This is a genomic window from Shewanella hanedai (genome assembly GCF_007197645.1).
Taxonomy (GTDB): Bacteria; Pseudomonadota; Gammaproteobacteria; order Enterobacterales; family Shewanellaceae; genus Shewanella; species Shewanella hanedai.
The window spans coordinates 100,050-122,173 of the sequence record NZ_VKGK01000008.1; the positions used below are offsets into that span (position 1 = coordinate 100,050).

Here is a 22,124-nt window from a genome sequence, read left to right on the forward strand (position 1 = left end):
TAGAGATCACCTCCCCTAACCAAAATGAGTGAACTCAAATTAGTTGAGGGAGTTATCTGTTTATTTAAAAAATAATTCCTTTGAAAAGCCGTTAGCCACCATAATTAAGCTTGATATTATGACGGCTTAATCTCTCATGGCTGACGTTGAAGTTTTGATCGAGAATATTCAGTAGACCATTCACATCGCCAGTTTTAAACATGCCTGCGACTTTGATTTTTTTAAGGTTCTCATCATCTGCCAGCTCAAAATGGATATCGGTATAACGGCTAATCTCCGCCATGGCCTCCTCCAATGATTCGCCCCTAAATATCAAGTTTCCGGTACGCCACGAAAGCTTAGTGGCTATCTCACCCGGGGTCACTTTCGACGCAACCCGTGGTAAAGGCTCTTTATTGTTCAGCATCACACGCTCATCTTTTGCCACTGCCAGTGCAGAACTGGTTACCCGAGGCCGTGACTCTTTACTCTCTTTCAAAAAGGCGGCGGCGCTCTTTTTCACCACCAGCACCTTGCCATCTGTCACAATCAGTTCAACACCACTCGCTCGCACATCGACATTAAATGCAGTGCCCACTGCTCGGATCACCTTGCCACCCGCCAACACACTTAACGGACGAGAGGTATCATGGGCAACTTCAATATTTATCTCCCCTCGCTGCAGCTCAATAATCCGCTCCTTCGCCGTGTATCTCACCTGTACAAAGCTGTTGGTGTTTAAGACCAGAATGCTGTTATCTGGCAAGTTAATCGTATTACTTTCGCCCACCGCAGTTTGATAGCTGCTCTGGATCGCAATCAAGCTCGAAGGCTGACCATTAGGCTCAATATCTTGTGTGAAAACATAAATACCGACACTTAAAAAAAGCAAAATAGAGGCGGCGATAGCCCCCATCCACACAGGAGATTGTTTACGGGCAGGCTTGGTTTTAGGAAAGATATCCGACAGTCGTCCTAGCTCATCCATCTTGTCCCACATCTGGGCAATTTCGAATAACACTTTCAGATTTTCAACATCACTGTGCAGCCAAGTCGCTAGCGCTACGCGCTCTTCATCGGTCAACTCACGATCCATCTTGGCAATCCATTCGCTGGCGCGATCTAATCGCAGATCTTCAGCATTGGCGTCAGCATTTAATTGATGAATATTACTCATGACTACCTCCGCACTTGCCAGATGTTGGAACCACGTTTGCTTGAGTCTTACTATTCTGGGCTTGTCGCATAAATACCGTACACCGTTTAATACCTTGAGAGATGTGTTTCTCAACTGTGCTTTCGCTCAATCCTAGCTCACTCGCGATCTCTCGCTGAGAATAGCCATAGACCTTTTTTAACACAAAGACCTTGCGACATTGCAGTGGCAGTAGCCTAACCGCCTCACAAAAATGATCAAACTCAAGGCTAGTGATCGCATTGTCATACACTTCGTCACGTCGGTCACACAGTGCCTTTTCAAATTCATGCCAATCATCAACGCTATCCACCAATCTCACATTAGCGCGCTTTTGATGGTCTAAAGCTAAATTCCGCGCCATCTTGAACATGAATGACTTCGCAGAATTAATGTTCTCTTTATTCTCCACCTGGCATAAACGTACATAGGTCTCCTGCACGATATCCTCTATCTCATGGGGAGGCACTATTCGAGAAACAACCCGAGCAATTCCCTCTCTCGAGGCAAGGTAGGTCTTGTATATCAAGCTATCTTTTAACATATCGTCTTATCTATACCAGCCAATAACACTATCCATCTCATTAAGACGATTCAGCTTTAAAAATCCGCCATAAGATTGATTTTACAATCAGTCAAAAATGGCGAACGCCACCGCCAAGCAGCACCTTAAACTAGAATAAGGCTTTTACACCAAGCATACAACTGGATAACCTAGCAATAATAGCAATATTTAAAACAATAAAACTAAAACATCAATCCATTGTTTTAATAGAGCTTTAAATAGCTAACAATAAAAAATATAGGCGTTGCACAGCAGATGCATCGACAAAAAAAGCAGCGAAAAGCAAGTGGGTGGTTACACAAATGTTTCACAAAAAAATAAAAATAATTAATTTTTTATGGAGGAAAAATTTCTATCAATCGTCTTCCTTTGGTGCATGGCGAAAAACCATACACATGAGGGACCGAAAACGGGTTCGCCAGCTCCTATTTTTCTGTTTGGTCTCAGGTTTCACACCTGGACTCATCGCTAAAGAAGCCATCGACAGTGTCGTTTTCGATATCCCCCAACAAAGGGCCTATTTGTCACTCATCTATCTAGCTGAGCAGGCGGACATCACCTTGCTCTTTTCATTTGAAAAGGTAGAGGGGATAGATGCAAATGCGATACATGGTCAATATGAAACCATGAAAGCCTTGGAGCTTATGCTCGAAAACACTGGGCTTGTTGCACAGATGAACGACAGTGGGCAGATCTCAATCTTATATAATAAAAATCATAAGAGACAAGACGATATGACCACCTACAACAAAAATAAAGTAGCCAGTGCTGTGCTCGCCGCAATGGGAACATTAGCCACATCACAACTATTAGCAGCAGACGCAGAAACCAGTGCCGAACCTGCAATAGAAGTGATTGAAGTGACGGGGATCCGCGGATCATTAAGTCGCTCCATGGATGTAAAACGCAGCGCCGAAGGGGTTGTCGATTCGATCTCCTCTGAAGATATCGGTAAATTCCCTGACACCAATTTAGCTGAGTCGCTACAGCGTATTACCGGTGTTTCAATCGATCGTTCTGGGGGAGAGGGACAATCGATCACCGTCAGAGGATTTGGCCCACAATTTAATACCGTGTTAGTCAACGGACGTCAAATAGCCAGTGAAAGTGATACCCGCGGCTTTAGCTTCGACACCATCGCCGCTGAACTCGTTAGCAGCTTAGACGTGTACAAGACCTCATCGGCCACCATGCAGTCAGGTGGTATTGGCTCAACCATCAACATCAATACCGCACGACCTTTTGCCATCAACGGCTTTAAAGCTGTCGGTAGCGTCAAAGGGATCTACGATGAAAATAGCGAAGAGACCACGCCACAGTTTTCCGGCTTAATCAGCAACACCTTTTTAGATGACTCATTTGGTGTGCTATTAGGTGTGTCACACCAAGAGCGAAAGACACGACTCAATCAAGCGCAGATCGATGGCTGGTTAGAAAATGTGGGGATCCCGAACCCGAAAACGGCTTCAGGTGAAGATTACACAGGCAATACTTTCTCAGCCCGTAACTATGACCACAAAGTCACTTTCGAAGAGCGCAAAAGAACTAACGCCAACCTAGTCCTGCAGTACGCTCCCACTGATAACTTAGTGATCACCGCCGACGCACTCTACTCAGACTTTGATGTCGAAACAAATGCCACATCATACGGCCACTGGTTCACCGCACCAAACGTCACTGGTGTTGATGGCGGCAGCCCGATTGTCGATGCTAACGGCACAGTAGTCGACATGTACCAAGAGGTGGGTCTCGCAACCGATTTCCACGCCAAGAAGTTCGATCGTATTACTGACTCTCAATCTTTTGGCCTTAATGCCGATTGGGATGTGAACGACAACCTCAACATGAGTTTCGATTACAGTCACTCAGAGGCGAGTCGAGAAGCCAACAATGGTCGTGGTAACCAGTTATCACTCATCGGTTATGCCAACCGAGTTCGTTTTCAGGTCAACGACAATATTCTGCCTAATGCTTCGATGTTTGAAAGCGCTAATCCTAATATCTACAGTGGTCAACAAGAGCTAGATGGCACTGCTTACGATCCTTCAGTGACCCCCGCTGGCGTACAAGATTACCTAAGTACAGACAATAGTCGTGCCCATGTGATGCTGCGACGTGGTTGGGAAGTCGAAGATGAGTTGGACCAACTTAGATGGGACAATACATGGCTTGCTGACGGTGACAACGGCTTTAGTGCTGCACGATTTGGCTTGATGTACTCAACCGAAACCAAAAGCCTAAATCGTTGGGATAATGAAGGCCAAGGTTTGCATTGCGCCTACTGTGGTTATCCAGACAGCCCAACAATCAGTCCAGAGTCGCAATATATCTTCGATGCAGGCAGTGACTTCCTGAGCGGCGTCAGTGGTAGCGGCCAGATGCCAACCTCGTGGCTCGCCCATGACGGTGAAGCTAACTTTGCCTTTTTGGAGCAGTACTACGCCAGCACTCACAACGATTCAATCAGTTTCGATGCCCTATTACGCGATAAGTCATACAGCGTTCAAGAGGATATCTTCGCTGCCTACTTCGAGGTCGATTTTGTTGGCGAGATAGCCGACATGGTGATTTCAAGTACCGCAGGTGTTAGATATGAAACCACTGACACTGATGTTAAAGGGCGCGATAAGCCGATATCTCAGCTCAATATTCTTGATAAAACCGAGATGCTACCTGCCTACGGCACCGTTGCCGCCATCAGTCAGGCTAATAGCTATGATGCAATTTTACCGAGCTTTACGGTTAAGTTAGAGATAACTGACGATCTCATCGCTCGACTCGCGGCATCGAAAACCATGACCCGTCCTACGCTAAACAGCATGTCGCCCATCACAGTGATCAACACCACTCGTCCCGGTGGCGATCTCACGTCTAGCCAAGGTAATCCAGCGCTTAAACCCTTTAGCTCAGAGAATTTAGATCTCTCTCTTGAATGGTATTACGGCGAAGTCAGCTATGTTTCGGCGGGGTATTTTAGAAAGAATGTCGAAAACTTTATCGTCAATACCCAAGAGGATCTGACCTTTACCTTAAGTGATGGCAGCTTGTTAACCGATCCCTCCACCGGTGACGACACCAACAACCCCGACAGCAATGACGGTGTGGCTCATTTCAACAACACCCGTCCGAACAACGGTGAATCAGCCATTGTCGACGGTTGGGAACTTGCCATACAACACGGTTTTGGTGATTCAGGCTTCGGCGTCATGGCCAATGCCACCTTGGTGAGCAGCAACGCTGAACTTGAGCCAGCTAACATCAGCCAAGTTTTCGCACTCACAGGACTAAGTGACTCGGTCAACTTGGTAGCCTTCTATGAGAGTGGTCCAATCCAGACACGTCTTGCTTGGAACTGGCGCGATTCATTTGTGCAGTCGCTAACGCAAACCAATGGTGACGGCCCGACCATCGTCGAAAGCTACGCTCAGCTCGACTTAAGCGGCAGTTATGCTTTCACCGATAATTTTGCCGTCTTCTTTGAAGGCGTCAACTTAACTGAAGAGTATGTCCATAAACGTGGACGCTTTGAGAACCAACTGCTCTCAGTTGAAGACAGTGGCCGTCGATTCGCCGTTGGATTACGCGGCTCATTCTAAGTCACTGACGTTCAGTTTGTTTAGCCTACATCACTGACGATGTAGGCTAATTTCTGTCTTTAATTGTGAGCAGCATTATGCAAAAACCAACAAAGAAAATTGTGATTGTCGGCGGCGGCACCGCAGGCTGGATAACTGCAGGTTGGCTGGCAGCGCACCACAGAACCTATGACGCAACTAGCCGTGTCGAAGTGCTCTTGGTCGAGTCGCCCAACACTCCCACCATAGGTGTCGGCGAAGGCACTTGGCCGACCATGCGCAACAGCTTGATCAAAATGGGGATCAGCGAAACCGACTTTATCCGTGAATGCGATGCCACGTTCAAACAAGGCGCCAAGTTTGCCAAGTGGGTCGATGGCACTCAGGACGACTTTTACTACCACCCGCTGGTGCTTCCCCAAGGCTTTACCCAACAAGATCTAGCTCCATATTGGTCGTCTCAACAAAAACAGACCAGCCTGTCGGCAGATAAACACTCTTTCTCTAATGCCGTCTGTTTTCAAGAAAGTGTGTGTGAGCAGGGCTTAGCCCCCAAAACCATCCGCACCGCCGAGTATTCAGATGTGGCCAACTACGCCTATCATCTCGACGCAGGCAAGTTCACCGATTTTTTAAAACGACACTGCATTGAAAAGCTTGGTGTCACGTACGTGTCCGCCGACGTTGTCGCCGTTAACGCACACGCCAACGGCGATATCGCTTCGTTAACCACTCACGTCGACAATATGCCTAATGGTGACATCAGCGGCGATCTATTTGTCGACTGCACCGGCTTCTCCTCCCTGCTACTGGGTAAACACTATCAAGTGCCCTTTATCGATTGCAGCGATGTCTTGTTTATCGACACCGCACTGGCCGTGCATGTGCCCTATGACGACGCCGACAGTCCTATTGCCTCTCATACTATATCCACTGCACAAGACGCGGGATGGATCTGGGATATCGGCCTGCAACACCGACGTGGCGTGGGGTATGTTTACGCAAGTAAGTACACCAACGAGGCCGCAGCGATGCAGGCCTTAGCCGACTATATCGGGCCTAAGTTCACTTCACTCAAGGTACGAAAAATTCCCATACACAGTGGCCACAGAGAAACCTTCTGGCACAAAAACTGTGTGGCAGTCGGCCTCTCGGCAGGCTTTCTTGAGCCATTAGAAGCGTCAGCGATTGTGCTTATCGAATTGTCGGCCCAGATGATCAGCGAACAACTGCCCGCCAATCGAGAGGTGATGGATATCGTCGCTAACCGCTTTAATCAGACCTTTCGATACCGATGGGACAGAATTATCGATTTTCTCAAGCTGCACTATGTCTTGAGCCAACGGGATGACACTGATTTTTGGAAGGATAACCGCGATCCAGCCACCATCCCTGACAGCCTGAAAGATCTGCTTAAAATTTGGCAGCACAGAGCCCCTGCAGACATGGACTTCACCAGTAACAACGAAGTTTTTCCCGCAGCCAGTTATCAATATGTGCTCTACGGAATGGGCTTTGAAACCGACTTCTCGATGACACCTCATATGCTCAACGATTGGCACACAGCCCATAAGCAGTTTGCCAAAAACGAGCACCTTATTGAGCGGGCATTAGCATCATTGCCCACCAATAGAGAGCTGATCAATAAGATACATCAATATGGATTTAACGATCTTTAGCGCCGTTCGGCTGTGCTTATTTGGCAGCCCCACATTAACGTCCCGTATTAAAGAGTGATGATATGAGTAATTTAGTCCAATTAAATTTAGCCAATCACCGCCACTTGCAGTTGGAACCACAACAGTGTGCACAACATGGCGCCGAATTGAATCTGATCCCCGTGGTCATGTCTGAATTTCGTCAGCTGGTGACTCAATACCCTATCCTGCTGACCAAAAATGGTGACACTGGCGCCTTCACATTTGTCGCCATGTTAGGGTTTGCAAAGGGGGAAAACCTCTTTTGGCGAGACCATCAATGGCACAGCATCTACCTGCCGCTGCAGATCCGCAGACAGCCCTTTTTTGTTGGCGCCAAAGATGCTGCAACAGGTGAACATCCGCTCTGTATCGATATGGATAGCCCAAGCATCAGTCAAGCGCCGAATGCAGTCGCGTTATACAGCGATAGCGGGGAAGAATCAGATTACTTGCTAGAAGCCAAACAAAACCTCGCCCAGTTGTTGCAAGGGGAAGCGGATAACTCCGACTTTATCCTGTTACTGCAAGAGCTAAAACTGCTACAGAGTTTATCGGTAGAGATAGAGTTTGAACATGCCGCTCCAACTCGCCTCAATGGGCTTTACACCATAGACGAGAAGCAATTTAACAACCTCAGCGATGCACAACTGCTGAGACTACACAGAACCCACTTTTTTGAACCTATCTACATGATGATCGCCTCTTTAGGGCAGATTTACAGCTTGATCGATCTGAAGAATAAACGCAGTGGCACTGATCATGATGACTAGTATGAATCAAGGGGCAAGCTCCCCAATGGGCGCGAGACCCGCTTCAGATCTGAGCATGACAATCGCCCCAGATTTGGTCACTGAAACCCTGGCGCAATTTAATCCTGATGCTCGTGTAACAGTCCATTATGTGGGCACCGAAAAAACGCCAGTCATCGTCATCGATGATCTACTCGCCTACCCAGAGGCCATGGTCGAACTTGCCTGTCAGCCCACAGAATTTGTGGAAAATCGTCAGGATTTCTATCCCGGAAAACGCAAAACAGCGCCCCATGCTTACAGCGAACAGCTCAAGCGGCAATACGCGGATCTTATCCGCTCACACTATCAAATTGAGCCAACAACTCAGCCTAACTGCCTGTTATCCGCCTTTTCGCTCACCATGACGCAACCTCAATACCTGCGCCCCATTCAGATGCTGCCTCACTTCGACAGCCCTTTGAGTGAGCAGTTTGCAGTGGTCCATTATCTGTTTCGTGGCCCACAAGGAGGCACCTCCCTTTATCGCCACAGGAAGACCGGATTTGAGACGGTTACCCACTCACGGATCGCGCAATATGGCAAAACCTTAAAACAGCAGGCCTATGGCATGCACCTGCATCAGTCACCCGCCTACACCAACGGCAGCGGGCCGCTGTTTGAGCAGATACATACTGTCGAAGCCAAGTTCAATCGAGCCGTACTCTACCCCAGTAATTGCTTACATTCCGCCGACATTAGCAGCACAGCTAAGCTGCCGGATGATCCAAGAACAGGGCGGCTTACGCTCAATACTTTTCTGCTATTTCAGCATGAAAACACCTGATTAAACGGCATTTCAGCCGATGCGCGCTAACATCGGCCGAGCTTAGATAACCTAAATAATAAAGAGAACACTATGCAGCAACTTTCAACTTTAGATGTCAGTATTTTCATCATCTACGTACTTGGGCTCATTACCATTGCCTATTTTGTGTCACGGGAAAAAGTGGGACATCAAAAAGACGCCAGCGATTACTTCCTCGCAGGCAATAGCCTACCTTGGTGGGCCATCGGTGCCTCGCTGATCGCAGCAAACATCTCAGCGGAGCAGATTATCGGCATGTCAGGCTCCGGCTACGCCATGGGGCTGGCGATCGCCTCTTATGAGTGGATGGCAGCCATCACCTTGATCTTGGTCGGCAAGTATTTCCTGCCTATTTTTTTGAAGAATAAAATCTTCACCATGCCTCAGTTCCTTGAGCAACGATTCGATCACAATGTCCGCATGGTCATGGCCTTCTTCTGGCTCGGGGTTTACATCTTGGTCAACCTCACTGCAATTTTATGGCTCGGCGCCTTAGCCATCAACACAGTTACAGGTGTTGATATCACAGTGGCAATGGCCTTTCTTGGTCTGTTCTCCCTCGCCTACTCGCTTTATGGTGGCCTCAAAGCCGTTGCCTACACGGATATTATCCAAGTCGTACTGCTCGTCTTCGGCGGCTTGTTCTTGTGTTACACCACCCTCAATATGATCAGTAATGACAATGGAGTAATAGAAGGATTCGGTCTACTGCTAGCGCAAGCGCCACAGAAATTCGACATGATATTAAACCCAGAACATGAGCACTACATGAGCTTGCCTGGACTCTCCGTCCTGTTCGGCGGCATGTGGATCATGAACATCTCTTACTGGGGTTTTAACCAATACATCATTCAGCGTGCATTGGCGGCCAAGAGCTTAGGCGAAGCCCAAAAAGGGATCGTATTTGCTGCATTTCTGAAAGTGTTGATGCCAGTTATCGTGGTTCTGCCGGGTATTGCCGCTTATGTGCTAATGCCAGATTTAGACCCCGCCGATAAAGCCTATCCGATGTTGATGAGCTTAATGCCTTCAGGTATTAAAGGCTTAGTCTTCGCCGCGCTGGTTGCCGCCATCGTGTCATCACTGGGTTCAATGACCAATAGTATCTCAACCATCTTCACCATGGATATCTACAGTCACTACCGCAAAGACAAGTCGCAGCAACACTATGTCAAAGTCGGCCGCTACGTCAGCTTACTTGCCATGCTCATCGCGCTACTGACCACTAAACCTCTACTCGGTGAGTTAGACCAAGCCTTCCAGTATATTCAGGAGTTTACCGGCTTCTTCACCCCAGGGATCGTGGTGATCTTCGTGATGGGCATGTTCTGGAAACGCACTACAGCTAAGGGCGCGCTCACCGCCGCCTTAGGCTCTGCTGTGCTCTCACTGGCCTTCAAACTCGGCTTGCCTACATTGCCGTTTATGGATCGCGTTGGCTTAGTCTTTATCGCCTGTTTGGTCTTGGCGGCAGTGGTGTCTCATTTCGATAAGAGCTCTGCTGACGCTCAGAATCAGTCTGTGGATATTGCCACGGTGGAGTTTGCCACGAGCCGCTCGTATAACGTCTCTGCTATGGCGGTTATTCTGATTGTCGGGGCGTTTTATGTGTGTTGGTGGTAGATGAGGGCCTATGTATATGAACATAGGTTGAGTCATTTTTTGGGTTAGTTTGCCAACTGGGTTAGGTTGTTCCGAATGTTATGGAATGACTTAGCACTAGTAATAAGTGGATGCCTGCTAATTAATGAGTTATCTATTTAATACTTATAGACGACAGGTGTTTTTGTACTTAACGCCTGTCCGGCGAGGAATGTGTAGGCACTTCTGCGAAACGCCGTCAATCCATCCATGGAGGCTCTACCAAAACATCCTTGTTTTGGAAGCTCGCAGCCGTATCTACACCGGGTTATAACAAGCAAGGTCTCTCTTCGAGAGACCTTTAATAAGAAAAGTTTACTCTCATTTATTTATATAGCACACTCGTTGTGATCCATTAATTACAAGTCAGAAATGAGAGAGCTGTATGGTAGGGAAGAAAATATGGGCAAATGCAAAAGATAAACATACGAATAAATATGTTATAGGTACAGAACATCCACTCAAACTTTATTACGTATGGGAAGCAAGTAAGCTTCAAAAGACCAACCCGGCGCTCTTTGATAATCTTCAGTTCATGAGTACCCATCGTATTGAAGATGATCGTCGAAAAATGCATCTGCACACAAATGGATTCTTTAGATATAACCCAAATCAAGCGCCGAAAGGTTCCGCTGACGGAGATTCGGACTCCATATCCCACATGCTAGCAATTGCAGCCATAACAAAACTCAGCAGCATAAACTTTGTGTGTGGTAGACAATCATTTGTAGTTAAACCTACTTCAGTAGATACCGAACAACGTATCCAACTCGTCTCAGAAGGTAAATATAAATACTACATTCCAGACATTGTTTTCACGTTTAACGATGACTCACATTGGGCAAAAAGGTGGGGGAATAAGTTAGCCGTTGAAGTAAAGCATACGCATGCTTGTGAGCAAATAAAAATCAAAGACTTTGAGGGGCATGGTATCCCAATAGTAGAAGTGAGTATAGGTAGTGTATCTATTGAACAAAAATTCGAAACAAAGTCCCCCAACATGCAGCAGATGCAAGAATATTTCGAATATCTCTGCAAGATATTCGGAAATCAGGTGTACGGTAAGCTCTTATCCAACCCAGTCTCTTTGACATTTCATCAAGAAGCCATGGCCACCAAAATCAATGAATTAAATTTGGCCGAACACTCACATAAAACACTGAAAAGAAAACACGAAGCCCTTGAAACCACGGTTATGAAACAAGGGGTTGACTTTAAACATAGCCAGGGGGAAATAGATACCCTCCGTCGAGAAATCGACACCAACATATCAAGTACAAATATGCAGAAAAGCAACATGCAGGCTGAGGTGGAAAAGCTCAAACTGAAATTGTTTCAGACAGAATCAGACCTTCAAGCTGAACGTTCAAAAGGATGGTTTGATAAGTTGCTCGGCAGGTAAAAAAAGATGTGAGCGTTATGTCTTTTACCAAAAAACTTTTATTATTTACGGCCTATGGCCGCTTAATTAAGGTCATGAAATTCCATTCTTGCTATAAAAAGCAGGACAAAGAGGACTGCTGTCTAATGTGAAATAGCTGCCTACCTTCCTTGCATCCTCCCTGACGCCCGGTGAAACCCTTCAGAGAAGCAAAGGATTTCCAACGGGGAATTGTTGTCGTGGGCTGAGGAGCTTAGATTAAAGGTGAAGGTTCACACTGACTCTACTAATTTATTTTCCTAAACTTTGATTACTAACTTTAACACCTGTGCTTTTCGAAATTTGGCTTTCAAATCTCTTCAAAAAACCATCTACATTTAAGCCTGCGAAAAACGCTAACACAAAAAAAACATAGTTAGTATTTCCGATACCTGAACTTCCAAGAGTTATCAAGCCTATATTAATAATAAAATATGTAATTCCCCCCATAATCATTGATACGACAGGTCTAAGTAGATACCACATCACCCATCTTGGTACCCATTGATTACGAACACAACGATTAAGGTATACAGCTCTTAAACAGTAAGTAGTGCCTCCCAGCAGCCCGAACAACACACACTCCACTAGTAGCTGGTTAAACTTTACCCACTGAGGAAGACCTTCTTGAGACGCAGTAACATAATACGCAAAAGGAATGAGTAACAGGAATAAAAGATAGAATGAGACACGTTTGATGTAATGAGTCCTGATATTATCGCTTTCATTACCAGCTTGATCTTCGTTTATTTCAGGTATGGGCATTTAATTTATACTCTTTTGAGCCATCAGTTAGAACAACATGGCTTTTGACTACTTCACTGTTACTTAAAATGAATAATATAAAAAACTTCAGTTCATGTTTTGAGCTGTTGAATGTACTTCTTATCGACTCTATATCTGAGCCTGATGGTTCGGGAAAAACCTCAGGGTGAGTATGCCAATCGCCCAAATAGTGTAAACCTTTAGAGTATTGCTCTTTAATCACACGATTAGCAGCCTTCTTCTCCCATATGAAACTAAATAGTGCACGTTTGTCTCCATTACTAGGTGTAGAGATTTCCTCAACAATTACTTGGTTACCTTTAAACGAACCAAACAACATTCCTCCAGCCTCATTCTGTGTCAAATTCTGTTTAAATTTTTCAAACTGTTCTATGGCTTTAAAAGAGAAAATAAGCTCGATACCAACACCTACAAAACGAATAGTGCAATTAGGCATAAATAAGTCTACTTCCTGTTCCAATTTGAGAGTACTGACTCCAACTTGAGTTCCACTGACCATTATTATGAAACAAGAGACTCTCACTTCCTACCCACACCATGTAATGATCTTTTTCAAAATCAAGATTCCCTAACAAACAATTGATAGCAAGATCGGCAATAACACTTTGACCAAAACTTAATTCAATGGCTCCATATGGTTGAAACGAGCCACCACAAAGAGGTAAATCTAATTTCGTTTGAGTGGGAAACTCTGCAACTGTCCCTTTAAACTGACCACAATTATCATATAAAGACAAATAATCATGTTTACCTATCCCACACAAATATGCGTGAGTCGCAACAGCATGTGGTTCGGTAAACCCAAACAGGATAGGGCATTCTATAACTTCTTTAACAGATAACTCCATCAAGGCGACATCAACTCCCCATTCACCGGTAGTATTAATGATCAAATCGCAACTTTTTAAGTGTTCAAGAACTGAATCTTCATAGATCCAATTAGCGCAACTTATTGACTCAACATTTACCCACGGAAAATATGAAGATACAGCCAGCTGACATCCTTTCGCTTTGTTTTCCCCAAGGTAAGCATAAGTCAGCCAATGCCTACCTAAATTAGCTGGTTCTAGCCTATCAATATCAATTAGACATAAATTAGATACTCCCGCTTTAATAATCAGCGGTACCAATTCGGAGCCTAAAGACCCAACCCCAATAATTGCAACTCTATTTCGGCAGATTTGTGGCAACAACTTATTGTGCCCTCTTCCCAAAATCCAACTTTGATCAATTCTATCTACGTTCAGTCCTTTCAACGTCTGGTTCATTGCGCGTGAACATAGAACATTAGCTGTAACTTTTCGGTCTCTGAAACCATTACCTAAGTTCACTATTTTTCTACTAGGGTAATTTCCATTCCCTCTCTGCAAACAATTCGCAGCCAGTTGCATTGAGACAAAACATGGACCGTTATTCGTATTGACCTTTATAAGAAATTTCGGATTGTTACTATCACCAGCAATCATGCTTCCAATGAGCTCTTTTGCTTTCAGAAGATCACCAAGCTGAGTTGATAGTAAACTCACTATTTCATTTAACTTTTCAGGGTATTGAGACGGGATCCAAGGCTTATCCAACACCAATAAAAAGCTGTTACTAATAGAAATATTTTTGGAGTTTGAGTCTACCTTTTCAATCCATGAGCTCAACTCATCCTTTGAGTCAGCAAATATTGTAGTACCGTTCAGATACGCAACATATATCAATCTGCAACCCCCTGTTTCAGAGCATAAGCTAGAAACAAGAGAGGGTGTTTTGACATGTGAGTTCCAATAACTTAAAAAGCCGTTATTGAAATCTTCATTAAGTTCTCCAGTTAGCGTGCTTTCTAACAGTTTATGCGCATCAATGACCAGAGATTCCACATAACATATATCTCTAGAGTCGAACAAAACCTGATCACTCCATACGCACATTTTACTGTCAGCCTCTATATGAGGAAATTCAGATTGAGGTATTTCTGGTTTGACATATATCCATGGCTTTTTATATGGAAATATACAATTCACTGGAACTACAACCAAAATGTTCAACTTTTCACCAAACATTTCAATGTTAGTTGGGATGATCCAGCCTCTATCTATTTCCTCAAAAGGCAAGTCAAGCAGCCATTGCTCTGCCATTTGTTCAACAAGCCTGAAGGCATTGAAACGTTGTCTTAACAATCTATCAAGAGCATTAAGTGCAGACAACTTGGCCTCACGCATAGATATTACGTCCACTCTTGTTTACAGCATTAGGGTTCTCTGAATTTGCAAATGAAACTTTCCCTGTCCCACTACTTTTGCTTCCACAACTAAATGTTATAACAAGAGATGTGCCTTTATTTTCACTATCTGTCTGATCTGACACCATGAGGAATTCACCATCAGCAGCAGATACTATGTCTTCATATTCAGATTTAGCTAACTTTGACGGAGGCGTTTTCTCTCCAAAAGGCCTACTACTAGTTACTATCATCGCATTTGAATTAGCGTAAGAAAGGGCACCTTTTGCGGATTCATTAACCTTAGGGTTTTCACTATTAGACTCACTATCATCAGAGATAGAACGCCATGAACAGTGATGAGGTGTCTGGAGAACATCATAGCTTAATAGCGGAGTTGAACACTCGGATACCATTCTATCATTAAGTAGCTCCCAACACTTAACACCTGCATCTCCACCTGTAAGAAACTGATGTGAAAAGCCATACTCATCTTTTATACAAATATTAAGAATAACACTTGAGTCATTCTTACATAATTCGTCTTCGTCAGTAGGCACATCTTGCTTGTCAGCAGGCCCTAATAACAAAGCATCTATTGAGTTGTCATTTAGACCCGAATTTAGAGAAACAAACTTACTGTAAAGCTTCGCTACTATTTGCTCAAAACCTTCTGTTTTTCCATCTTCATCCTCAGTAAGAATTACAATTCCGTCTCCGTCTTTTTGGGTAAATAGGTAACCTGAGTCTTTAAACAATTTAGCCCTACGCTTCGCCTCTTTGTTCAAGTCCTTAGCATCCTGACAAAGCTCATTCATGCCAGTTCCACCATTAATTGGTTTTCTACTCGCTCTACGAAATACTCGTGGTGATGACCAGATTTCATTAATTATCACTTTGTCAGACGCTAAATTCCAATCATCAGGAGACCCAGTGTGAAAAATCTCACTAAAACCTCGAACATGGTCAAGATCTGGATGAGTCGAAACAAACACATCTAGATATAAGCGATCTAAATTATCTCGAACTAAACGTTCTCTAAGAATTTCCTTTACATCGATATCTGCACTTTGACGATAGTTACAATCAATCAAAATCCGCTTACTATTAGCTGTGGTAATCAAAACCATGTCGCCATTGTCTACAGGGAAAAATTCAATCGTTGGCTTTACACTCATATTAACCTCCATTTATCAAATCTAGTCGTCTAACAAAGTACTGATATCTTCATATAACTCTGCAAATGATTTATTTAAATTTTTCTGTACAGATCTATCCCTTGCTTCTGTTTAGTATCCACCAAACTATCCATACAGAATTCTTAATCTCTCTTTCGAATATCTATGGTATTTCAGGAAAATACCGCTCAGGTTATAGCTAGCACAGTGAGCGTTCATTTTTTAGAACGGCATTTATATTGCACAACGAGTCGGCATACTTGGATGGAGAGAGAATTAGATAAATATCAAAGAATTAAATCCTGATATGTAAACTGAAACATCGTCCCTGATGCAAGTGCCCTCCGTTACCATGAAGGTATTGGGGTTCATCCTTGTTGTACTTCTTTAACGTCAATAACATCGCTAACGCTAATTAATTACGGTAAATAATATACCGTTCTGTATAGACGGTGTCGAACACCTAACCGTATCATTTTGTATCACTTTAAATTCATTAAGCGATACCTAAGGCAACCTACCTCAGGGCTTCAAACAAGAGAAAGGGGCTTTAATTAAGTAATACCAAGCCATATCTTATTGTTCAAATGTGGTCGCAGGTTACAGCAGATCCCCTAAAGAAACACCGGATAGCCTATTCTTTGATTTACCTCCAGCTTTTCTCCGTGAACTCCGTGTAGCGCTCCGCTCCGTGGTAAGAATCTCTTTTTACGAGTAAAGAATGGATCCCGGAACAAGCCCGGGATGACGGCAAATGCTCAACTTGGCTTTTTACTGTAAGCAAAGCGTTACTGTAGCCGCAGGCTATTCCGTGAGCAACGCGTCCTGTAGACATTTCTTTTCAACTCGCAGTGAGCTTGCGAACGACCTCGTAGGCACAAAGTGCCGTCCTAGCAGGGCGAAGCCCGCCCTTCTGAGCTTCAACCTCCAGCTTTTCTCCGTGAACTCCGTGTAGCGCAGCGCTCCGTGGTGAGAACGCTCTTTTCCCCTCCACTCAAACTACGAGATAAAAGCGATTCACCACCGAGGACACGAAGAACACGGAGAGAAGCAACTGCCAAAGTTATATGGCATCTTAAGTTGTCATCTCTTGAACTTATCGCAGCGCAGCGATCTCGTAGTGAGCTTACGAACGACCTCGTAGGCACAAAGTGCCGTCCTAGCAGGGCGAAGCCCGCCCTTTATTGTGGTGAGGACGCTCTTTTCCCCTTCCCTCAAACTTCAAGATAAGTAAGAAATATGGCTGCGCTCTCTTTTTGTTGTCTTTTTGTTACTGGGAGTATTAAGCTGTTGATTGCAAAACATCCGGTAAAAAGATGACTATCTCATTCAAGCAAGGCTATTAGGTCAAAATCAACAATGCCCATATTTCAGCAATATCTATTCGTCATCGGTTCATTTCAAGGTTTACTTATGGCGGCTTTATTAGTTATGGGCTCACAGGTAACCAATGCCAGTCGAATATTGGGGCTATGGTGCCTATTCCTTTCGCTGAGCTTTTTAGGTTACTTCATCTTCATGGACGGAGAGGTTAATATCTTCTCTTGTTTGATCGGTTGGTCAATGTTTTTACCTGCAAGCTACGGTGCTTTCTTATATTTGTATTGCCGTCATGCAATTATTGAACGGCCGCTTCAGTTAAAAGATCTTTGGCATTTCTCACCATTATTAATCTGCTACTTGCTCAATTATGAGATTCTGTTTGCTTCACCCGAAGACAAATTGAACATGTTTTTAACTCATCCCCCCGAACCGATCACGTTAGTAATAAGCGAGTTCATTCTTTTCTTACAGGCGTTTATATACATTGGTTTTAGCGCGGTTTTAATTCGAAAATATCAAATTAAAGCGCGTAAAACTTTGTCGAATTTTAACCCAGACATATTCCAATGGCTTTGGAAATTACTGATTCTCGATGCGGTGATATGGAGTTTGAAAGGCGCTAGCAGTATTGTTGGTTTCAATTTTACCCTGTCCACCATGGGCGATATTCTGATTATTGTGCTTATTTATAGCATCGCCATGGCACAGTGGCGTAATCCAAGATTGTTCAAAATTGACCAGATTGAAGATAAGCCTAACCCCAAGCTCAATAATCAGGACAATACAGTAGAGACGGATGAAATCCCCACCTCTCCTTCAACGGCTAAAAGTGATGGCGCCTTGGATGAAAGTACCCGTAATAGTTTGTTATCACTCGTTAGGCAAAAAATGCAAGACTCAAGCCTTTTTATGGATAACCAACTGACCTTGGCTCGGTTAGCTGAAGCCGTTGGGGTGAGCACTCACCACTTATCTGAAGTTTTAAATCAGCAAGACGGCAAAAACTTCTATCGATTTGTGAATGAGTATCGAGTCAATTTTGTGTGCACTCGATTAAAAGAAGATCCTTCAATAAAAATATTAGAACTTGCACTGCTATCTGGTTTTTCTTCAAAGAGTACTTTCAACGCCGTTTTTAAACAGTTAACCGATCAAACCCCTACCCAATTCCGAGATGGATTAAAATCAACACGTTAATCCCTTTAATTAAACGTGCGTGAGTCCGAACCTGTCGAATTGCACGTCCAAGTCGAACGAGCTGGACGCTTGATACCCTATTCATTGTTTTAATAAGCCGACTTCAACACTTGAGCTTTCATATCACTAGGTAGGTACTGTTAATGCAATTAAATGAACTCCATGCTTCCGGCATCTCACCAGATCAATGGTTCGGCTATGCAAGCCAACTCGCCACATTGGGTTGGCTGATGTTGATTTTTTTGCCCCGAAGAATTAAACCGTTATTCTTTATTCCTCAATATGTTATTCCGTTCTCACTAGGCTTACTTTACGCTGGTTTAGCGTTAACGACCTATTTTACCAACGAAGGAGATTACGGATCGTTAACGGGGGTTCGCACTTTATTCGACAATGACCAGATGTTACTGGCTGGCTGGGTGCACTACCTGGCTTTTGATCTGTTCATTGGGGCTTGGATTGCTCGAAATGCTGACGATTTGTGTATTTCAAGATTACTGCAAGGGCCGATTTTGGTCACGACCTTCATGTTTGGTCCTATTGGCTTAGTGTTGTTCTTATGTATGCGGATGACACTTTCTCCATCGACAAAAATAGTTGAGAATCGAAAGGAGATCACACATGTTTAAGTCTATGACTAGCGTTAAACTGGCTGACTTCATTTCACGACTATTTAGGTGCCCATCGAATCAATGCCCGGCACTTCCGTTTGCAATGGATCAAGATCATATGACTCGACTCTGGTGGATGAGCGGTCTTTTTCTGTTGTCCGTTTTAATCATTTTAATTCCTGCCTATTATTTTGATCCGCGTCTGTTAAACGGTGATCCTATTTGGGCTAAGCCGATAAAATTCAGTCTGTCTTTGGCCATCCATTTCTTTACACTGGCACTACTTGCGCAGCAACTTGAGCGCAAACGTCGAACAGGTATTTTGCTCACACTATTTGGCTATGCAGCTGTAGCGTCGATGTTACTTGAACAGATTTACATTTCGATTCAAGCTGGTCGCGGAAGACAATCACATTTCAATTTGGAGACGGCTTTCGAATCCTCCATGTATGGTCTAATGGGTGTGGCAGCAGTTTTGCTAGTACTTGTCTCGTTAATTCTTGGATTGATGATTTGGAGACAAGATAAAAGTAAGAGGTCGGCTCAAGGATTATTTCTTGGCTCTGTGATTGGATTAGTTGCAGGTTCTATTCTGACCTTTTTGCTGGCTGGTTATATGTCTATGGGTACATCACATTTAATTGGGGAAACGGTTAATGATGCCAACGGTGTACCATTATTGGGTTGGTCACGTACAGCGGGTGATTTACGCATTCCTCACTTTATCGCGACTCATCTGATGCAGATACTTCCATTAATCGGATGGTTCTGCGACCGCTACCAATTACCACCTAAAAGGGTCGTTTTAATTTCCAGCTTTATCTTAATTTCAATCTGTGCGGCGACTTTCTTTATCGCACTCTCAGGAAGACCACTATTTTCGTGAGTTATCTTAGTTTTACTTTAGCGAAGTAAACAACAGAGGGGGATGGGGGGCGTACACCTGCAGGAGGAAGTTCGTAGTGATAAATATCAAGTAATTACAAATTGATACATCGTCCCTGATGCAAGTGTCCGCCGGTTACCACGAAGGTACTTCGGTCCATCCTTGTGGCCATAAACATAACGTAACCTTTGCTGCATGTCTATCAAACGATCTAATGATTCATCTTATATTTTAAGTACTTAATGAGTTACTAATATAGCTGACCGAGTGAGCACCGCTGAGCTTAAGGCTCTAATAGTGAGTTATTCTGCAATATTTTATTCACCAATATAAAATATTAACAACTCAAAAAAGATACAACACTTGTCTTTTTTGAATGTCCATCAGCCGTTAGATGTAGCTAACTATTCACCAATGAAAACATATAGTCGGCGAGTTGAGGTAGGCTGATTTGATCACTTCAGCACATTCAGGGCAGTCTCGTAACAGAGCCCTCATTACTTGAGGTATTGAAGAGTGCGATGTCTGTGTGGACCCATCTTTTTTGATAGTGGGTAAGCAGCTGGCTGGCCTCCTCAGTTCTTCATTCATATCTCGCATAATGTGCAGTGTAAGCTAATCTTCGGATATGCCTCAAAGACTAGTAACTGTTTGACAACACCAAAGAAACTAATAAATGTAGACTTATATCATTTGTGGAAAAGGAATTTGCAATGATTAGAATATTGATCTTACTCCTCATATTTCCTAGTTTAGCTTTCGCGCTCGATTATATTGAATACCCCAAATTTGATAGCTCTCAGTCGTACCGTAGAGGTGATATCGTTTCACACCACAACCACTTATGGGTATCTAAATTCCCAAGCGTTAACCATGAACTCGCTTTAAATTCATGGAGGTGGAGCCAAGTTTCTCTGACCAATATAGATGAGTGGCGTTACGGTCAGTTTTACTTTCTCGGTAAAACGGTGAGTTATCAAGACAAACTCTATTTCGTCAAAAAGTTTGGATTCTCTAAACCGGAAACAAATAGAGGTGGCTACCAATGGGAAGAGTTTTCCCATCCTGCAATTGGATATGAACTGCCAAATATCGATTACGAGACTGTGAATTTAACGGTTGATGGCGTTGATTCTAATTACAACGGTATTAGGGATGATTATGAAATTTTTGTGGTAATGGAGCACACTGATCCAGTATTGCGTCATCTAGGCTTGCAGGCTGCACAACTTTATAGAAAGCTATTTGATATTGCACCGATAGATATTGATGAAACCTCTCTTCAAGAGCTGGCATTGCTGACTGATCAGCTTGTTTCTTTACGTGTTTGCAACCGCCAGAACATTAGAAACGGAGTTGGTTTCAATGGGTATCAGCATAAATATGTAAATACACCTGAGCGCTTTGAGGCATTTTTAATGGCTCAGAAGTTGTTATATGAGGTGCTTGGCGACGAGTATGAGCCCAAAATACCTAATGACCCCTGCAAATATATTGCAAACATTGGGGGTGAGTAAATATGAAACTTTTAATCGCTCCTATTTTATGTTTATGCTCATTTTCGGTGGTATCAGCACCAAAATCATGTTCAGACTATGTTGATTACCTTCGTGTTTTCTATATTAACGGTATGTTCCCCCCCGATTTCGGCCCTAAGTGATCGGATTGCGCCTGTTTTCTCATCGATTCACCACCTAGTTTATTCGATGCCCGTTGTGGATTAACCGATCTAATAACGCACCAGCAATAGTGACGTTACCAATCCTGATGTACCACTCTTTTACTGGCAGTTGGCTGATCACTATGAACTGCTTTCTAAATACCTTCTTTCTGTAATAAATCTAACTAGCCATTATTAATCAACAGATACTCAAGACACGGCTTCTAGCGCCGTGACTTTTGAGCCGCAATGCTTGCACTTTTTAGCGGCTGACTTGATCACTTCAGCACATTCAGGGCAGTCTCGTAGCAGAGCCGTCATTACTTGAGGTATTGAAGAGTGCGATGTCTGTGTGGCCCCATCTTTTTTGATAGTGGGTAAGCAGTTGACACAGATAATAGCGATCAATGGGCTACATAAAAATGAGATGAAAAACCAGATAAAACCTGAACGATTTTTAGCCCTAGCGATAGTCGCTACAGCAAGCGAAAACACGATCCAAAACAGCACAAACAAAAGTGGTAAATACATCATTTTAATCCCTTAAAAAAATATTACCTTCAACAAGCTAGTACAAACTGAACGCCTACTAGACTCTAGGTCTGT

At 43.8% G+C, this 22,124-nt stretch carries 18 protein-coding genes; 10 read left to right on the plus strand and 8 right to left on the minus strand.

Translation table 11 applies throughout. The annotated features are described in order from the left end of the window. Positions 1-91 precede the first annotated feature (91 nt). Both FN961_RS08630 and FN961_RS08635 read right to left on the minus strand, forming a co-directional pair. Positions 92-1,156 carry a FecR family protein gene (locus tag FN961_RS08630; protein WP_143564147.1) on the minus strand — a complete coding sequence of 355 codons (1,065 nt, stop codon included), beginning with the start codon at positions 1,154-1,156 and terminating at the stop codon, positions 92-94. After that, positions 1,149-1,718 carry an RNA polymerase sigma factor gene (locus tag FN961_RS08635; protein ID WP_143564148.1) on the minus strand — a complete coding sequence of 190 codons (570 nt, stop codon included), beginning with the start codon at positions 1,716-1,718 and terminating at the stop codon, positions 1,149-1,151. The genes FN961_RS08630 and FN961_RS08635 overlap by 8 nt, the downstream gene beginning before the upstream one ends. 755 nt (positions 1,719-2,473) lie before the next feature. On the opposite strand from FN961_RS08635, the gene FN961_RS08640 reads away from it, so the two are divergent. From FN961_RS08640 to FN961_RS08665, 6 genes are all read left to right on the plus strand, one after another. Continuing rightward, complete coding sequence (locus tag FN961_RS08640) at positions 2,474-5,335, plus strand: TonB-dependent receptor (protein WP_143564213.1); 2,862 nt, start codon at positions 2,474-2,476, stop codon at positions 5,333-5,335. A gap of 77 nt (positions 5,336-5,412) precedes the next feature. Further along, positions 5,413-6,993 carry a tryptophan halogenase family protein gene (locus tag FN961_RS08645; RefSeq protein ID WP_143564149.1) on the plus strand — a complete coding sequence of 527 codons (1,581 nt, stop codon included), beginning with the start codon at positions 5,413-5,415 and terminating at the stop codon, positions 6,991-6,993. Positions 6,994-7,055: 62 nt separating this feature from the next. Further along, a complete protein-coding gene (locus FN961_RS08650; protein ID WP_143564150.1) occupies positions 7,056-7,784 on the plus strand; it encodes a SapC family protein in 729 nt (242 codons plus the stop codon). Beyond that, a complete protein-coding gene (locus tag FN961_RS08655; RefSeq protein WP_143564151.1) occupies positions 7,774-8,589 on the plus strand; it encodes a DUF6445 family protein in 816 nt (271 codons plus the stop codon). The genes FN961_RS08650 and FN961_RS08655 overlap by 11 nt, the downstream gene beginning before the upstream one ends. Before the next feature lie 72 nt (positions 8,590-8,661). Then, positions 8,662-10,233, plus strand: coding sequence for a sodium/sugar symporter (locus FN961_RS08660; RefSeq protein ID WP_143564152.1), 1,572 nt, complete (start codon positions 8,662-8,664; stop codon positions 10,231-10,233). A 403-nt stretch (positions 10,234-10,636) separates the two neighbouring features. Further along, on the plus strand, positions 10,637-11,653 hold the full coding sequence (locus FN961_RS08665) for a hypothetical protein (RefSeq protein WP_143564153.1): 1,017 nt from the start codon (positions 10,637-10,639) through the stop codon (positions 11,651-11,653). Between the two features lie 270 nt (positions 11,654-11,923). Here the strand turns inward: FN961_RS08665 and FN961_RS08670 are convergent, their stop codons facing one another. From FN961_RS08670 to FN961_RS08685, 4 genes are read right to left on the minus strand one after another with little or no spacing between them, the layout of a single operon-like run. Then, entirely contained in the window at positions 11,924-12,436 is a 513-nt protein-coding gene (locus FN961_RS08670) for a hypothetical protein (protein WP_143564154.1), read from the minus strand. After that, the gene (locus FN961_RS08675; RefSeq protein ID WP_185972756.1) at positions 12,423-12,917 is read right to left on the minus strand and encodes a Mov34/MPN/PAD-1 family protein; all 495 of its coding nucleotides are present in this window, start codon (positions 12,915-12,917) and stop codon (positions 12,423-12,425) included. The genes FN961_RS08670 and FN961_RS08675 overlap by 14 nt, the downstream gene beginning before the upstream one ends. Beyond that, a complete protein-coding gene (locus FN961_RS08680) occupies positions 12,886-14,664 on the minus strand; it encodes a ThiF family adenylyltransferase (RefSeq protein WP_143564156.1) in 1,779 nt (592 codons plus the stop codon). The genes FN961_RS08675 and FN961_RS08680 overlap by 32 nt, the downstream gene beginning before the upstream one ends. Continuing rightward, entirely contained in the window at positions 14,657-15,841 is a 1,185-nt protein-coding gene (locus tag FN961_RS08685; protein WP_143564157.1) for an anti-phage 6A-MBL system MBL-fold protein, read from the minus strand. The genes FN961_RS08680 and FN961_RS08685 overlap by 8 nt, the downstream gene beginning before the upstream one ends. 1,413 nt (positions 15,842-17,254) lie before the next feature. On the opposite strand from FN961_RS08685, the gene FN961_RS08690 reads away from it, so the two are divergent. The 4 genes from FN961_RS08690 (at position 17,255) to FN961_RS08705 (ending at position 21,375) form a co-directional block, all read left to right on the plus strand. Then, positions 17,255-18,361 carry a helix-turn-helix domain-containing protein gene (locus FN961_RS08690; RefSeq protein WP_185972757.1) on the plus strand — a complete coding sequence of 369 codons (1,107 nt, stop codon included), beginning with the start codon at positions 17,255-17,257 and terminating at the stop codon, positions 18,359-18,361. Positions 18,362-18,504: 143 nt separating this feature from the next. Then, positions 18,505-18,990: an ABA4-like family protein gene (locus FN961_RS08695; RefSeq protein ID WP_143564159.1), complete on the plus strand. Its 486-nt coding sequence runs from the start codon at positions 18,505-18,507 to the stop codon at positions 18,988-18,990. Beyond that, positions 18,983-19,858 carry a hypothetical protein gene (locus FN961_RS08700; RefSeq protein ID WP_143564160.1) on the plus strand — a complete coding sequence of 292 codons (876 nt, stop codon included), beginning with the start codon at positions 18,983-18,985 and terminating at the stop codon, positions 19,856-19,858. The genes FN961_RS08695 and FN961_RS08700 overlap by 8 nt, the downstream gene beginning before the upstream one ends. A 713-nt stretch (positions 19,859-20,571) precedes the next feature. After that, positions 20,572-21,375: a hypothetical protein gene (locus FN961_RS08705; protein ID WP_143564161.1), complete on the plus strand. Its 804-nt coding sequence runs from the start codon at positions 20,572-20,574 to the stop codon at positions 21,373-21,375. Between the two features lie 177 nt (positions 21,376-21,552). Here FN961_RS08705 and FN961_RS26185 read toward each other — a convergent pair whose 3' ends face one another. Further along, positions 21,553-21,699 (minus strand): ATP-binding protein, encoded by a 147-nt coding sequence (locus FN961_RS26185; RefSeq protein ID WP_425326425.1) that lies wholly within the window; start codon positions 21,697-21,699, stop codon positions 21,553-21,555. 29 nt (positions 21,700-21,728) lie between these two features. Beyond that, the gene (locus FN961_RS08715) at positions 21,729-22,052 is read right to left on the minus strand and encodes a zinc ribbon domain-containing protein (protein WP_143564162.1); all 324 of its coding nucleotides are present in this window, start codon (positions 22,050-22,052) and stop codon (positions 21,729-21,731) included. Positions 22,053-22,124 lie beyond the last annotated feature (72 nt).